The organism is Roseburia hominis A2-183 (assembly GCF_000225345.1).
Lineage (GTDB): Bacteria > Bacillota > Clostridia > Lachnospirales > Lachnospiraceae > Roseburia > Roseburia hominis.
The window spans coordinates 1,191,184-1,206,190 of the sequence record NC_015977.1 but is presented as its reverse complement, the minus strand read 5'-3'; the positions used below and the strand labels follow the sequence as shown (position 1 = coordinate 1,206,190).

Below are 15,007 nucleotides of genomic sequence, written 5' to 3'. Positions count from 1 at the left end.
CTCTTTATAAAATTCTATCTGCCGCTTTATTAAGCGGATAAACCGGCATTCTGCTCCGCAGCACCCGAAAGCCCTCCGTCTTGCAGTAGCTTACCACCGCCGGAAGATCCCGGCTTAAAAAAAGTGACATTCCCTCCGTCATGGAATACGCACCCGTGCGCTCAAATACCAGAAGATCCCCCGGGCGAACACCTTTTAAAGGATACTGGCGGATCAGAATATCATTTGCCGTGCAGAGTGCACCACAGATGCAGTAATTCTGCTCTTCTTCCCCCTCACGTGCAAAAAGCGGCGTGCAGAACGGTGTTTTCATCGCCATAACCTGTCCATCGTAGTTCAGGTGATGCATGCCAGCATCCACCAGACAATACCTCGTCCCCTGATTCTCCTTTACTTCCCGCACTTTTGTGACAAAGCTGCCACACATTGCTGCAAGGAATCTTCCCATCTCAAATGTGACCGTTCCCGGAAAATGAAGTTCTGTGACACAGTCCGCCGCATCAGAAAGCATCGCCAGTGCCTCTTCTCTTCCCCATTTCTTTGTACCTTTAAAGTACTCCACGCCAAATCCAGGTCCATATTCGAGCCGCGGCACTTTAAGACCAAACCGTTCCCAGATCCTGTCACATACCTCCGCGAGCTGTCCCAGTTCCTTGCGGATCTGTTCACTTTTTCTCTTCTGCGTTCCCGAGAAAAAATGGATCCCTGCGAACTGCACATACTTCTGCTGTAGAATCTTATCGACCGACTCAAGCAAAACGTCCTCATCCATTCCAAACTGATTTCCACTCGTAAGACGCAGCAACAGCTCCACATTTCGTCCATATTCTCTGGATAGACACAAAAAAAGATCTACCTGATCCATTGATTCTGCCGTAAAATGCGGCAACTTCTCCTTTTCCAGAAGTTCCCTGATATCCTGTTCTTCTTTTAATACGCCGGAAAGAATCATCTTCTCTGCCGGAATTTTCTGCTCGATACAGATCCGCAGTTCCCCCGGAGAACAGACTTCAATATAGTCCGTCATTTCTGCCATATCCTCTGTCAGAAATGGATTTGCCTTCATCGCAAAACAAAGTCCCACACGGTCTGCAAGTAATGTCTTCATTTCCGCGACATCCTCTCTCAGACGATCGAGGTCAAACACGTAGCAGGGAGTCTGAAATTCTCCGGCAGCTTCTGCCAGCACTTCCTGTCTCATCTTCTCTTCTCCTCCCTGTAATGATTCCAGAGAGCCGCGCGGTCAATTTTTCCATTCTTTGTCATCGGCATCTCATCCATATGTAAAAACTTATCCGGCAGCATAAACGCCGGCATCTGTTCCTTTACTTTTCGACGCAACTCTTTTTTATCGATCTCTCCAACGTAAAATGCCACCAGTTTCTGCTCCTGCTCCCCGTAGATACAGCAACTGCGTGTCACACCTTCCGTCTGATCCAATGTCAACTGAATCTCCTCCAGCTCAATGCGGTGTCCCATACGCTTAACCTGAAAATCCCTGCGTCCTGCAAAACACAGCAGCCCCTCATCATTATAAGTACCGATATCTCCTGTGCGGTAGATTACCTGCGGATAACTCTGATTCTCTGGATTCTGTACAAAGCTCTTCTCCGTCGCCTGTGGATTATTGTAATACCCACTTGCCAGGGAAGTGCCCGCCACGCAGATCTCGCCCTGTATCCCGGCATCTCTGATCACACAGTTCTGATCATCCAACAGAAATACCAGACGATTGCCAAACGCACTTCCGATCGGAAGTGCCGCATCCTCCGGTTCATCGCCTCTTACCCGGTAATAGGTACAGTTACACACAATCTCCGTAGGTCCATACAGATTGACAAACTCTGCCGCCGGCAGTGCCTCCCGCCAGGCTTTCAGATGCTTATATGGCATCACTTCCCCGCTGAAAAGCACCCGGCGTACCTCCGACGGCACACGGTACTCAAATCCGCGCAGTGTCGTCACCATGCAAAGTGCGGAAACCGCCCAGGTCAGAGATGTCACATGCTTCTCACACAGGAAATCCAGAAGCGATGGCGGCATGGAAAACATCTGCTTTGGGATCAGAACAAGCTTTGCTCCCGTAAAAATGGATGTATATATATCCTTCACCGACACATCAAAATCAAACGGAGCCTGATTGCCGATCACATCACACTCCGAGAAATCAAACGTTTTCGCAAACTGCTCGATAAAATCAACCACCGCACGCTGATTTACAATCACTCCTTTTGGCATCCCTGTGGATCCCGATGTAAAAATCCCATATAAGAGATCCTGATCCAAACTCTGTGCTCTCACCCGGTCCAACGACACAGAATCAATGTCAGTCTGCTTTGCCGCTTCGATTGGAACCATATTTCCCTGATAGCCACATGCACGCATCTTCTCCTCATACTGCACATCCAGAATCATCTGATCCGTCTGTAGTGTGGCGAGAATTTTTTCAATCCGCACATTAGGATATTCCGGATTAATCAGCACATAAAATGCCCCTGCATATACAACTCCCAGAAATGCAGCCAGGGTATCTGCTGATTTATCCATCACGACAGCGACAGGCTTTCGTATGACGTGTTTCCTGCATAAAGCTGACCCGATGCGTTGCGCAAGCTCCAGCAGTTCTCCCCACGTGTAAGAAACGCTCCCGTCATCGACCGCCGCCCGCTCTTTATACCTGCTTACCGTCGCTTCCAAACGATCCAACACACAATTCAATTTTCTGTCCTCTACTTTCCCTGTTCCTGCCGCTTCTTATCTGTCAAGATACTTCTTCACCTGTTCCTCCAGGAACTCCGGTGTATCAAAATAATCAATCTTCATGGCATGCTTTACTTCAGAAAGTGTCTTTGCAGCCGCTTCCTTTGCCACTTCGCTTCCCGCCTTTAAAATATCATACACATCGCCGATGCGCTGCTCGTATTCCTTTCTGCGCGCACGGATCGGAGACAACTCCTCCTGCATGACGTTATTCAGGAACTTCTTCACCTTGACATCGCCTAGGCCACCGCGTTTGTAATGTGCCTTGAGCTCATCCAGGTTCGCATACTCTGGCAGATACTCCACGAAGTGCTCGTCCGTACAGAATGCATCCAGATAGGTAAATACGGTATTGCCCTCGAGCTTTCCCGGATCTTCGATCCGGATGTGATCCGGGTCCGTGAACATGGACATAATCTTCTTCTTCACATCTGCCTCGCTCTCCGAGAGATAGATGCAGTTGCCGAGCGACTTGCTCATTTTGGCCTTTCCGTCGGTACCTGGAAGTCTTAAGCAGGCCTTGTTATCCGGGAGTAAAATCTGCGGGTCTGTGAGCGTCTCGCCATACACCGCATTAAACTTATGTACAATCTCCTTGGTCTGCTCAAGCATCGGCATCTGATCCTCGCCGACCGGAACCGTCGTCGCATGGAATGCCGTAATGTCCGCCGCCTGGCTGATCGGATAATTGAAAAATCCGACCGGAATGCTCGCCTCGAAGTTGCGCATCTGAATCTCCGCCTTAACCGTCGGGTTGCGCTGTAATCTGGAGACCGTAACCAGATTCTGGTAATAGAAGGTCAGCTCCGTCAGCTCCGTCACGTAGGACTGGATAAAAATATGAGACTTCGCCGGATCGATTCCGACCGAAAGGTAGTCGAGCGCCACCTCCATAATATTGTCGCGCACCTTTGCGGGATTGTCGGCGTTGTCCGTCAATGCCTGTGCGTCCGCAATCATAATAAAAATCTTATCAAACGTTCCCGAATTCTGAAGTTCCACTCTCCGCTTCAGAGAACCCACATAATGTCCCACATGCAGCTTGCCGGTAGGACGGTCGCCTGTCAAAATAATCTTTTCTGCCATTGTCATTTCCCCTGTCAAACATATTCTTGCTCTATTATACATGTTTTGCGGGACAAGTTCAATTTTTCTTTTGACAATCCCCGGAAAGTTTTTCAGAAAAATAGCCGTCGCTGTAAAGTTTTTTCAAAAACGATGCCAGAAGCGGCACTCCGAACAGTCCAAGGATTCCGAAAAAGTGAAGCCCTAGAATCATGCACGGCAGCATCACAACCGGCGAGAGCCCCATCTGTTTTCCCACCAGCTTCGGTTCCACAATGTTGCGCACCACCGTGATGATCAGATACAGCCCCATGACCCCGATTCCCATTCTGGCATTGCCGCCGGCAAACGCAATCACCGCCCACGGAAGCAGCACGGTTCCCGTGCCGAGCACCGGCAGAATATCTAACACCGCGATCAGAAACGCAATCGCGAAAGCACCCTCGATCTGCAGAAGAAGCAGACCTGCCGCAAGTTCCGCAAACGTCATCAAAAAGATGAAAACGTACGCCGCCACACATTTTCCCATCGTTCCGAAGGTTCCCTTTTTGACGGCAGACACCGTCTCCTTCCATTTTTCCGGTATGATCTTTTCGAGGAAATGCATGATCTGTGGGAAATCCAGTTCCATGAACACCGTCGATATGACCGCGAGCAGCAATTTAAAGCACATCCCCGGAATATTCACCGCAATGCCGGAGACCTGCTGCAGCAGGGTGCCGGACATTCCGGTCAGAAGCTCCCCTGCCCGGCTGACCGCCTCCGCCGACTCCGTACCCGCCGTCCGCAGCACCTCTCCTCCCACCGTCTCTCCAGTCAAACCTGCCGTCCACGCGCAGAAATGCTTCATCATCGGAAAAATCGTCTCCGAGACAAACCGCACCACTTCCCCGAGCAGTTCCTGTCCCAAAAGCATGATGCGGTTTCCAAGGAATCCGATCACCAGTCCCGCCAGTCCGTAAAACAGCAGAACGACCGTCACCGCTGCAATCCTGCGCCTTATATGCATGCGCTCTGTCGCAAACGCCACCGGAAACGAAAGAATCCACGCCACAAAAAATGCCGCAATAAACGGTAGGAGCACCGGTCCGATCATTTTTACCGCCGCGAGGACAAGTCCACCCCACACCGCCCAGTATGCAAACTTAATAAGGAATTCTTTCTGATGTCTGATCCGCTCTTCCCGCTCCATGGCAATCCTCCGCGTCATGTTTTCTCCTAATAACTATATCCACCGGGAAGCGATTCCATGCACGACGTCCGCACATTCCTTTCCAGAAAAGGAACTGCCGCAATAAGCATATCGCACTTTGCTTTGATAAGTAATATTATTAGAAGCCAGAGGACAAAAAAGTTCCAGAATAAACAGACGGCGGCAAATTCTTTGAAGCAAAATTCACGTATTTCTTCCATGCCGTGGTTGGCATCCCATTCCGTGTCTCTTCCACGTTTGAACACTCCCGGAATGTGTCCGACAAGCCGCAGACAATGAGCGGACTTTCTGGTGTCCCTAATGGCACCTCTTCACAGACAATATAAAACCGCGCGAACCGAACTCGCCGGCATCTGCTATTGAAAATAGGGCAGATGCGACTCAGACAGCGGCTTCGCGCGGTTATGTTTTGTTCAGAGGTGACCATAAGGGACACACACAAAAGTTCTAAAATTGTCTGCTGGCCTGCGGACACAGTCCGTGGAGTGCTCCAAACTTGGAAAGACATGGATCATCACGGATGCCAGCTGCGGCATGGTTAGAAATACCGGATTTTGCGGTCAGAATTTGCCGCCGCATGTTTATCTGGAACTTTTAAGTATCTATTTCTTGTAATATTACTTATCGCCCAAAGAGCTCTATGCTTATTGCGGCAATTCCTGATTCGCACTTTATTTTGTTATTCCGCCTCCAGCTTCAGCATATAGATGCAGTTCGGTTTGTCTACCTTCACCGGGGAACCGGTCTCAAGCGAATAACCATCCTTGTAATCGATCGTGTAGTTGAAAATGTCGTTGGAATTGTTGTTCAATGTCAGATAATGCTTCTCGTCCGGATAGATGGCAAGCATCTTCGGATAATCACTGTTCACCTTCGTCGTAAATACCGGGGTAAGCATTCCCGTCTTCTCCTCGATCTCATAGCACACGACAGAGTTCACGCCTGCGTTGCTGCAGAACAGATACTTACCGCTCTTCGAGATCTCCATACCCGATGCTGCACAGATATCTTCCTCCTTCTTCGGGGAAGTGCTGATGGTCTGGATCTTCTCAAATACCGGCTCATTATCCTGCACAGAATAATGATATACCTCCACAATATTGAGCAGTTCATAGAGAATATATGCATATTCGCCGTCTCTTGAGAAACGGATCATACGCGGGGCAGACTCGAGCGGTCCACGGATAATGTCAATCAGTTCCAGCTTGCCATTCTCATAATCCACGCGGTAGACTTTTACCTGATCCAGTCCGTTGTCGACCGCACACAGAAACTTCTGATCCGGTGTCAGTTTCACACAGTCCACGTGCGGTACGAAGTTGCGCTGTGCAATACTTCTTCCGATTCCTTTGTGGAAAATGCCGTCCGCGATTCCACCGATGCTTCCGTCCGCTTCCAGATGCATCATGCTCACGCGGCCGTCATGATGTCCGCCCACGAAAAGATAGCGGTTGCCATCATCCACTTCCACATAGCAGCCTCTCATTCCGCCGATCCACTGCTTGTTGATCGAAGTAAGATCACCGTCCTTCTCGATACGGAAGGATTCTACGCCCTCATCCGCAATGGAATACAGAAATCTGCGATCCTTGGAAACAACCAGATCCGACGGATTGTTGATCGGAACCACCTTGCGCTCCGTCAGTTTTCCCGCCTCAACGTCTACATCATAGATATGGATTCCTACGCTGTTCTCGTGTGTATAAGTTCCTACATATGCAACATACTTCTCCTGCTTCATCGTCTTCCACCATCCTATTCTTTTCTTCGCAAAATGTCATACATGGCAAGCGGCTGTCCAAGGTCGATATAAAGCACCTGCTTCGGATGCGGCGCGGACTCCATATCATTCCCCTCTTCATCCACGATTCGCTGCACAGTCACCGTGATATTGGCACCGTCCGGCTTCATGACCTCAATGCTCTCCCCGACAGAAAACTTATTGCGCTGTTCAATCCGGTAGAGTCCCTCTTCGTTCCGCTCTCCGACAATGCCCAGATACGTGTACTCCTTCACATAGGTGTTGTTGTCGTAAATCTGCGCTTCGTCCGAAGGTTTGCCAAAGAAAAATCCAGTCGTAAACTGCCGGTAGGTGCAGTTTGAAATCTGCTCCTGATACCACGCCATATGCTCCCTGTAAAGCTCCGGCGACTGCTTGTAGTCATCAATGGCTCTTCGATATGTTCTCGCCACCGTGGCAACATACAGTGCTGTCTTCATTCTACCCTCAATTTTAAAACTGTCAATACCCGACTCCATCAATTCCGGAATATGTTCGATCATGCAAAGATCCTTGGAATTGAAAATATAAGTACCGCGCTCATTCTCATAGACCGGCAGGTATTCTCCCGGGCGTTTTTCCTCCACAACCGCGTATTTCCAGCGGCACGGATGTGTGCACGCTCCCTGGTTGGCATCTCGTCCGGTAAAGTAATTGGACAGTAAGCACCTTCCCGAGTAGGAGATGCACATTGCTCCGTGAATGAACGTCTCGATCTCAAGATCGTCCGGAATATTGGCACGGATTTCCTTGATCTCAGCCAGCGAAAGCTCTCTCGCCGACACCACGCGCTTTGCCCCCTGCTCATACCAGAACCGGTAGGTGCCGTAATTGGTGTTGTTTGCCTGCGTACTGATATGGCGCTCGATCTTGGGACAGACTTCCTTAGCAATCATATAGACCCCCGGATCGGAAATGATCAGCGCATCCGGCTTTATCTCCCGAAGCTCGGCAAAATACTCTCTCACACCGTCGAGATCTCCGTTGTGCGCCAGGATATTGGCGGTAATGTATACTTTCACATCATGGGCATGCGCAAAAGCAATCCCCTCCTTGATCTCTTCCATGGAAAAGTTCTTCGCCTTCGCGCGGAGTCCGAACGCTTCGCCTCCGATATATACTGCGTCTGCTCCGTAGATCACAGCAATTTTTAATACTTCCAGACTGCTCGCCGGTATCAGTAACTCCGGTCTTCTCATATTCTCGTTCCTCTCTATTCTCACACGCATGCATCGCATCTTCATGCTTCATGTAATCCCGCACGGATTCCGCCATCTTCCCATCCTGCGTAATCCATGCCGTCCTTAACGCCTTGTGCTCAAGGTGATGCCATCTCCCACCGGGAGCACCGCGGTCACCAGTTCTTCACTGTGCGTCAGCGTGTACAGATATTCCCGCATGCGCTTATGAATCGTGCGGTTCCGCCTTGTAACCGCGAACCGTGATTCGATCACATCGCCGTCCTGCAGCACATTGTCCGACACCAGCACGCCGTCCTTCGCCAGAAGGCGCAGAATCTCCGGCAGGAAATGAATGTACTGCCCTTTTGCCGCGTCCATAAAAATAAAATCATACGGATCTTCCAGCGTCTTTAACACTTCCGCGGCATCGCCCTCCAGCAGCGCAATCTGCGCTTCCTTCCCGGCTCTCTTAAAGTTCTCCCTGGCAATCGGAATCCGCTTTTCATAATTCTCGATCGTTGTAATCTGACACGGCACAGGATCGTACTCCGCCATAAGGATGGCGGAAAATCCCACCGCAGTCCCAACTTCTAAAATACGTGCCGGCTTCTTCATGGCAAGCAGAAACTTCAAAAAGCTCTGCATCTCCTTCCGAATAATCGGCACGTAATCGGCTGTCGCTTCCCGCTCAATCTGATCGAGCATCGCAGTATTTCCCGCATCCAGAGAATTGATATAGGTCACAAGTCTCTCATCTACTATCACGGTGTCTCCTCTGCATCCCCTGCATCTTCTGCGGTCTGTGTATCGTCCGTCTCATCTGTCAGATCCGCCGCCCCGGTATTCCCGGTGTCTGCGGTATCCTCGGTGTCCTCGGTACTTTCCGTATCACCGGCATCCGCTGCCATGATCACGAACATCTCCCGCGCAGTCATCGAGGTATTTAACGTGTAAACACCCGGTTTGAGTTTTCCGGAGTAAGCAGATAGTTTCAGCTGGGCATAGAACAGATTCGCATCCTCCACCAGCCCCTCTTCTTTTAACATCTTTCCGATATCATGCTCCGACATATCCGCCGTCACGGATACGGTCACATCCCTGCCCGGAGTTTCGTCCACCGGGCTCTCGGTAAACACCCGGTATCCGAAGTCATAGCAGTAGGAGCCAAGTTCAATCAGTCCCACCACAACAAGCAGTGCAACCAGGATGGAAAAGCTGATACTGACAAATTTGAAAACGACTTTGTTCCATTTCATAATCTTCTACACTTCCATAATTATCGGCATAATCATCGGGCGTCTCTTCGTCTCTTTCCAAACAAAATCCCCCAGAGAATCCTTGATCTCCGTCTTGATCTTGCCCCAGTCTGTAATGCCTTTATCCATACAGTGCTGCATTGTATCATCAAGCAGATGCTTGGCATCGTCCATCAGTCCCTCTGCGCCGCGGACATAGACAAATCCGCGCGATACGATATCCGGTCCGGCAAGTACCTGTCCGGAACCGCCCTCCAGTGTGAGCACGACGATAATGATACCGTCCTCTGCCAGATGCTGGCGGTCACGCAGCACGATATTGCCGACGTCGCCGACGCCGAGACCGTCCACCATGATGGCTCCGGTGTGTACGCGTCCTGTCACTGCCGCTGCCTCATCGTTTAACTCAAGCACATCTCCGGAGGAGAGCAGGAAAATATTCTCTTTCGGAATTCCCAGCTCCTCCGCAACTTTCGCCTGCGCAATCAGATGGCGGTACTCACCGTGTACCGGAATCGCATACTTCGGCTTCACCAGGGAATAAATCAGCTTGATTTCCTCCTGGCAGGCATGTCCGGAAACATGGACATCCTGGAAGATCACGTTGGCACCCTTCATCGACAGCTCGTTGATAATGCGCGATACAGCTTTTTCATTTCCCGGAATTGGGTTGGAACTAAGAACGATCGTATCGTTCGGCTTGATCGTCACTTTCTTGTGCACGCCGCTTGCCATGCGGGACAGTGCTGCCATCGCCTCGCCCTGGCTTCCCGTCGTGATGATGACGGTCTGCTCATCCGGGTAACGCTTCAGCTCCTCAATGTCGATTAACGTATTGTCCGGAATACTGATATATCCAAGTTCGGAAGCAATTCCGATGATGTTGACCATGCTTCGTCCCTCGACCACCACTTTGCGACCGTTCTTATACGCCGTATTGATGATCTGCTGCACACGGTCGACATTGGATGCAAAAGTCGCAATGATGATCCGGTGATTCTTGTTGTCCGCGAAAATCTCATCAAATGTCTTGCCGACCGTCTTCTCCGACATGGTAAATCCCGGGCGCTCAGCGTTTGTACTGTCGCACATCAGCGCCAGCACACCTTTTCTTCCGATCTCACCGAAACGCTGCAGATCGATAGCATCTCCGAATACCGGTGTGTAATCCACCTTGAAGTCTCCGGTGTGCACAATAATGCCTGCCGGGGAGTAGATGGCAAGCGCCGCCGCATCCTGAATACTGTGGTTCGTCTTGATGAATTCCACACGGAAGCAGCCGAGATTGATATGCTGTCCGTATTTTACGACCTTGCGCTTTACCTTGGTGAGCATATTGTGCTCTCTTAACTTGTGCTCAATGATACCGTTCGTCAGCTTGGTAGAATAGATCGGCACATTGATCTCTCTTAACACATAAGGGATTGCTCCGATGTGGTCCTCATGACCGTGTGTGATAAAAAATCCCTTGACTTTGTCAATGTTGTCCTTCAGATAGGTGATATCCGGGATGACCAGATCGATTCCGTACATGTCATCCTCCGGAAAAGACAGACCGCAGTCCACAACAATAATACTGTCCTCATATTCAAAGGCAGTAATGTTCATACCAATCTGCTCCAATCCTCCTAACGGAATGATTTTGAGCTTTCCACTATTCTCTTTTTTTTCTTTTTTCAAAATATTACCTCCATTATTATTTGTCTCTTAAAATGCAATGTCCGCGTCGTCGAGCAGCTCTGCAAACACTTTTCCGATGGCAGAAAGCTCCGTGTCGTCTTCCACAAGCACGTAGACAGATTCCTCGTCTTTCGTTTCCACCTCTTTTAAAATATACGCATCACAGTCGCCGTCTTCCTCTTCCGTCGCCAGAAGGTAGTGCGTGCCGCCAACTTTTGTCTCCTCAACCACGAAAAACGCGAGCGATTCTCCGGTGTCCGGATCCACAAACTTTACTTTTTCCATATTTACTCCATTCAATGTTTCTGAAACGCGAGTGAATCCAGATATCCCTGCAGAATAAACACTGCCGCGATCTCATCCACATACTGTTTGCGATTCTCTCTGCGTATTCCACTCTCCATCATGTGCCGGTCTGCTGCAACCGTCGTAAGTCTCTCGTCCCACAGGACGACAGAAAGCCCGGTGCGGCGCTCCAGCATCTGTGCAAACTCTTTCGTCTTCTCGCAACGCTCTCCCTCGGTATTGTTCATATTCTTGGGATAGCCGAGCACAATGCGCTCCACCTGATATTCTGTTACAATCTGTTCTATTCTTGCCAGCGTCTGACGCAGCTTGTTCGGAGACTGTCTTCTCACGATCTCCAGTCCCTGCGCCGTCAACATAAGTTCATCACTGACTGCCACACCGACAGTCTTCGAGCCAAAATCCAAACCTAATATCCGCATCTTCTATTCCCAGTTGTTATTCCTGATGTAAGCCTTCAGCATCTCCTCTACCAGCTCATCACGTTCTACTTTCATGATCAGGCTTCTTGCATTATTATGACTGGTGATATAAGTAGGATCTCCCGACATAATATATCCAACAATCTGATTCACCGGATTGTATCCCTTCTCCATAAGCGCACGATAAACAATCGCGAGCACGTCGCTCACGCGAAGTTCCGGTCCTTTTTCCACTTTAAAATATTGTGTGTTATTGATCTCCTGCATATTTGTCACGCCCTTATATCTGCCCGGACTTTAAAGCGGTGCTGCCAGCCACCGCTCTCTTGTCGAAAAAGCATTGCTGTTTTTATTCTAATATAGTTTGTCTTAAAATTCAACTAAAAGATAGACGTCTTCTGTTAATTGTGTCTTTAAGGTGCCCGTCACAAACGTGTTGGAAAGGTCTTTTTTTGTCTCTACCGCCACTTTCACATACTCTTTTGTGTACCCGGTGTAGTAACGCTTTCCATCATATAAAAACTCTTCCTCCAGAAGCGCCGTCACCTGTCTGCCGAGATAATACCGGCGGAACTCCTCCGACATCCTGTGACCGAGTGCAAGCAGTTTTTCGCTGCGCTCCTTTTTTACCGCCTCCGGCACCTGATCCGGCATTGCCGCCGCCTTCGTTCCCTCTCTTCTCGAATACTGGAAAATATGCATCTCATAGAAATGAATCCGCTCCAGATAACGCTCCGTCGTCTCAAATTCCTCGTCCGTCTCCCCCGGGAATCCTACAATGACATCCGTTGTGATTGCCGGATGTTCAAAATACCTGCGCAGCAGCGCACAGCCCGCCTCATATTCCGCCGTATCGTACCGCCGGTTCATGCGGCTTAACACCGTATCGCAGCCGCTCTGCAATGACAGGTGAAAATGCGGGCAGATCTTCGGCAGCTCCGAGAGTCTTTTTGCAAACGCGTCCGTCACGATACGCGGTTCCAGGCTTCCCAGGCGGATCCGCTCGATCCCCTCCAGCTCATGTACCGCCTCGATCAGATGCAGCAGCGACTCCCCGTTGTCCACACCGTAGGAACTCAGATGGATTCCGGTGAGCACCACCTCACGGTAGCCGCTTTTTGCCAGCGTCCGTATCTCCTGTAAGACGTCCGGAAGCTCCCTGCTTCTGACACGCCCTCTCGCAAACGGAATAATACAGTATGTGCAGAACTGATTGCAGCCATCCTGCACCTTGATAAACGCCCGGGTGTGCTCTGCCGTGCGCGAAAGCGACAATTCCTCGTATGCCTGCTTCTCGTGATTGATGTCCGCCACACACGCCATCTTGCGGTGGGATGCTTCGTATTCCCGAAGCAGCGGCACCAGCTCATGCTTTTTATTATTCCCGATCACGATGTCAATCGACTCATCCACGAGAGCCTGTGCCTCCTTGGTCTGCACATAGCATCCGGCTCCCACGACAATCGCATCCGGATTCTGCTTTTTCGCCCGGTGCAGCATCTGTCTGGACTTGCGGTCCGCCATATTGGTCACGGAGCATGTATTGATCACATAGACATCCGCATACTCCGAAAACGGCACGATCTCATATCCCGCCTCCTCCAAAATCTGCTGCATGGCTTCCGTCTCATATGCATTCACTTTACAACCCAAATTATGCAATGCTGCTTTCATTCTTGTTTCCTCATTTCTGTATTGCTTTTTGTTCACGCTTTCTTATGGTTTCATCCGCTTTTTGTGTTGACTTTTCCACGAAAAACTATTACTATAAAACTATCTTGAAACAGATAATCCTAAGGAGGTTTTTTATCATGAAAACAGTACAGATTTCCCTTAACTCGATCGACAAGGTAAAGTCCTTCGTCAATGCAATTACGCAGTATGAATATGATTTTGATCTGATCTCTGGCAGATACGTCATCGATGCAAAGTCCATCATGGGTATCTTCAGTTTAGATTTATCCAAGCCTATCGACCTTGCAATCCATGCAGAGAACAACATGGACGAGATTATGGAGACTTTAAAGCCATACTTAATCTAATTCATACATGACAGGGGTACACGCCGCGGGATTTCCCGCGGCTGTTTTTTTATGTAACAGGAGACTTCGTTCCTATTACATAAACCCGCACCGCGAGGATGCACATCTACGCCTCGATGTGGATTACCTCCACCGTATCGATGGCTTCCTGCATCAGCGCATCGATCTTCTCGGAAAGCTTTCTCTCATCATTGTGAATCACGTTTAAGCTCGGCTTTGTCACCGGGTGCTTTGCCACGAAAATCGTACAGCAGTCCTCGTAAGGAAGGATGGATGTCTCATAAGCGTCGATCTTCTCCGAGATCTCCACGATCTCCTGCTTGTCAAATCCGATCAGCGGACGGTAAACCGGCATCGTACATACCTCATTGGTTGCCGCGAGCGACTGCATGGTCTGGCTCGCCACCTGTCCGATACTCTCCCCCGTAATCAGTCCGAGACACTTGTTCTCTTTTGCAAAATGCTCCGCCAGCTTCATCATGTAGCGCCGCATGATAATCGTCAGTTCCTCATGCGGACACTGTTCGTAAATATATAACTGGATATCCGTAAAATTGACCACATGCAGATTGATCGGTCCGGTATATTTGGAAATGATCTTTGCCAGATCCACGACCTTCTGCTTGGCGCGCTCCGACGTATAAGGCGGCGCATGAAAATAGGTCGCATCGATGGTAACACCGCGCTTTGCAATCATGTAGCCTGCCACCGGGCTGTCGATTCCGCCGGATAAGAGCAGCATGGCTTTTCCGTTTGTTCCGACCGGCATACCTCCCGGTCCCGGAATGACCGTCGAGTACACATTGATCTGGTTGCGGATCTCGATATTAAACATCACCTGCGGCTTATGGACATCCACGCTCGTCTCGGGGAACGCCTCTAAGATCCGCTCGCCCATCTGGGCATTGATCTCCATCGACTCCAACGGGTAATTCTTTCTCGCGCGGCGCGCATTGACCTTGAACGTAAAATGCTTGTCCGGGTATACCTCGTCGATATAGCGGATGACTTCCCCCGCCAGCGCATCAAAGCCCTCGTCCTCCAGCAGTACGACCGGACAGATTCCCACGATGCCAAACACATGCTGCAGTGCCTCCACAGCTCCATCGTAATCGTATTCGCCCTCCATCTCGACGTAGATTCTGCCCTGCTCCTTGCGGATATGGAACGTGCCGTCCACCTTCTTTAAGGCATGATTCATCTGGCTCACCAGCGCATCCTCAAACAGATAACGGTTCTTCCCCTTGATGGCAATCTCTGCATATTTAATCAAAAATGCTTTATATGTCATGGCTCTCTCCT

At 49.9% G+C, this 15,007-nt stretch carries 15 protein-coding genes; 1 reads left to right on the top strand and 14 read right to left on the bottom strand.

All coding sequences use genetic code 11. The features are described 5' to 3' along the window. Positions 1-4 precede the first annotated feature (4 nt). The 13 genes from RHOM_RS05435 to mtaB all read right to left on the bottom strand — a co-directional run bounded on the left by RHOM_RS05435 (position 5) and on the right by mtaB (position 13,337). A complete protein-coding gene (locus RHOM_RS05435; protein WP_014079271.1) occupies positions 5-1,201 on the bottom strand; it encodes a diaminopimelate decarboxylase family protein in 1,197 nt (398 codons plus the stop codon). Beyond that, positions 1,198-2,709, bottom strand: coding sequence for an amino acid adenylation domain-containing protein (locus RHOM_RS05430; protein WP_330364894.1), 1,512 nt, complete (start codon positions 2,707-2,709; stop codon positions 1,198-1,200). Before RHOM_RS05430 ends, RHOM_RS05435 begins: the two co-directional genes overlap by 4 nt. A gap of 45 nt (positions 2,710-2,754) precedes the next feature. Continuing rightward, positions 2,755-3,846, bottom strand: coding sequence for a tryptophan--tRNA ligase (trpS, locus tag RHOM_RS05425; protein ID WP_014079269.1), 1,092 nt, complete (start codon positions 3,844-3,846; stop codon positions 2,755-2,757). A gap of 58 nt (positions 3,847-3,904) precedes the next feature. Beyond that, positions 3,905-5,035: a sporulation integral membrane protein YtvI gene (gene ytvI / locus RHOM_RS05420; RefSeq protein ID WP_014079268.1), complete on the bottom strand. Its 1,131-nt coding sequence runs from the start codon at positions 5,033-5,035 to the stop codon at positions 3,905-3,907. 682 nt (positions 5,036-5,717) lie between these two features. Continuing rightward, positions 5,718-6,779, bottom strand: coding sequence for a lactonase family protein (locus tag RHOM_RS05410; RefSeq protein WP_014079265.1), 1,062 nt, complete (start codon positions 6,777-6,779; stop codon positions 5,718-5,720). 14 nt (positions 6,780-6,793) lie between these two features. Next, the gene (locus RHOM_RS05405; protein ID WP_014079264.1) at positions 6,794-8,017 is read right to left on the bottom strand and encodes a peptidase U32 family protein; all 1,224 of its coding nucleotides are present in this window, start codon (positions 8,015-8,017) and stop codon (positions 6,794-6,796) included. 105 nt (positions 8,018-8,122) lie between these two features. Beyond that, on the bottom strand, positions 8,123-8,764 hold the full coding sequence (locus tag RHOM_RS05400) for an O-methyltransferase (protein WP_014079263.1): 642 nt from the start codon (positions 8,762-8,764) through the stop codon (positions 8,123-8,125). Beyond that, positions 8,761-9,255, bottom strand: coding sequence for an MltG/YceG/YrrL family protein (locus RHOM_RS05395; RefSeq protein WP_014079262.1), 495 nt, complete (start codon positions 9,253-9,255; stop codon positions 8,761-8,763). The genes RHOM_RS05400 and RHOM_RS05395 overlap by 4 nt, the downstream gene beginning before the upstream one ends. 6 nt (positions 9,256-9,261) lie before the next feature. Continuing rightward, positions 9,262-10,935, bottom strand: coding sequence for a ribonuclease J (locus RHOM_RS05390; protein WP_014079261.1), 1,674 nt, complete (start codon positions 10,933-10,935; stop codon positions 9,262-9,264). Between the two features lie 27 nt (positions 10,936-10,962). After that, positions 10,963-11,220, bottom strand: coding sequence for a DUF1292 domain-containing protein (locus RHOM_RS05385; RefSeq protein ID WP_014079260.1), 258 nt, complete (start codon positions 11,218-11,220; stop codon positions 10,963-10,965). 11 nt (positions 11,221-11,231) lie between these two features. Next, positions 11,232-11,663, bottom strand: a complete 432-nt coding sequence (gene ruvX / locus RHOM_RS05380) for a Holliday junction resolvase RuvX (RefSeq protein WP_044024618.1) — start codon at positions 11,661-11,663, stop codon at positions 11,232-11,234. Between the two features lie 3 nt (positions 11,664-11,666). Beyond that, positions 11,667-11,930, bottom strand: coding sequence for an IreB family regulatory phosphoprotein (locus RHOM_RS05375; protein WP_014079258.1), 264 nt, complete (start codon positions 11,928-11,930; stop codon positions 11,667-11,669). A 102-nt stretch (positions 11,931-12,032) separates the two neighbouring features. Continuing rightward, positions 12,033-13,337, bottom strand: coding sequence for a tRNA (N(6)-L-threonylcarbamoyladenosine(37)-C(2))-methylthiotransferase MtaB (gene mtaB / locus RHOM_RS05370; RefSeq protein ID WP_014079257.1), 1,305 nt, complete (start codon positions 13,335-13,337; stop codon positions 12,033-12,035). 137 nt (positions 13,338-13,474) lie between these two features. Here mtaB and RHOM_RS05365 point away from each other — a divergent pair, with 137 nt between their 5' ends. Further along, positions 13,475-13,705, top strand: a complete 231-nt coding sequence (locus tag RHOM_RS05365) for an HPr family phosphocarrier protein (RefSeq protein WP_014079256.1) — start codon at positions 13,475-13,477, stop codon at positions 13,703-13,705. A 106-nt stretch (positions 13,706-13,811) separates the two neighbouring features. Here the strand turns inward: RHOM_RS05365 and thiI are convergent, their stop codons facing one another. After that, the gene (thiI, locus tag RHOM_RS05360; protein WP_014079255.1) at positions 13,812-14,996 is read right to left on the bottom strand and encodes a tRNA uracil 4-sulfurtransferase ThiI; all 1,185 of its coding nucleotides are present in this window, start codon (positions 14,994-14,996) and stop codon (positions 13,812-13,814) included. Positions 14,997-15,007: the final 11 nt, after the last annotated feature.

Bases quoted from the DNA above. Each gene is read 5' to 3' on its own strand.
- trpS (WP_014079269.1), bottom strand. From the start codon at position 3,846: ATGGCAGAAAAGATTATTTTGACAGGCGACCGTCCTACCGGCAAGCTG.
- RHOM_RS05395 (WP_014079262.1), bottom strand. From the start codon at position 9,255: ATGAAATGGAACAAAGTCGTTTTCAAATTTGTCAGTATCAGCTTTTCC.
- thiI (WP_014079255.1), bottom strand. From the start codon at position 14,996: ATGACATATAAAGCATTTTTGATTAAATATGCAGAGATTGCCATCAAG.
- ytvI (WP_014079268.1), bottom strand. From the start codon at position 5,035: ATGACGCGGAGGATTGCCATGGAGCGGGAAGAGCGGATCAGACATCAG.
- ruvX (WP_044024618.1), bottom strand. From the start codon at position 11,663: ATGCGGATATTAGGTTTGGATTTTGGCTCGAAGACTGTCGGTGTGGCA.
- RHOM_RS05435 (WP_014079271.1), bottom strand. From the start codon at position 1,201: ATGAGACAGGAAGTGCTGGCAGAAGCTGCCGGAGAATTTCAGACTCCC.
- RHOM_RS05365 (WP_014079256.1), top strand. From the start codon at position 13,475: ATGAAAACAGTACAGATTTCCCTTAACTCGATCGACAAGGTAAAGTCC.
- RHOM_RS05385 (WP_014079260.1), bottom strand. From the start codon at position 11,220: ATGGAAAAAGTAAAGTTTGTGGATCCGGACACCGGAGAATCGCTCGCG.
- RHOM_RS05375 (WP_014079258.1), bottom strand. From the start codon at position 11,930: ATGCAGGAGATCAATAACACACAATATTTTAAAGTGGAAAAAGGACCG.
- RHOM_RS05410 (WP_014079265.1), bottom strand. From the start codon at position 6,779: ATGAAGCAGGAGAAGTATGTTGCATATGTAGGAACTTATACACACGAG.
- RHOM_RS05405 (WP_014079264.1), bottom strand. From the start codon at position 8,017: ATGAGAAGACCGGAGTTACTGATACCGGCGAGCAGTCTGGAAGTATTA.
- mtaB (WP_014079257.1), bottom strand. From the start codon at position 13,337: ATGAAAGCAGCATTGCATAATTTGGGTTGTAAAGTGAATGCATATGAG.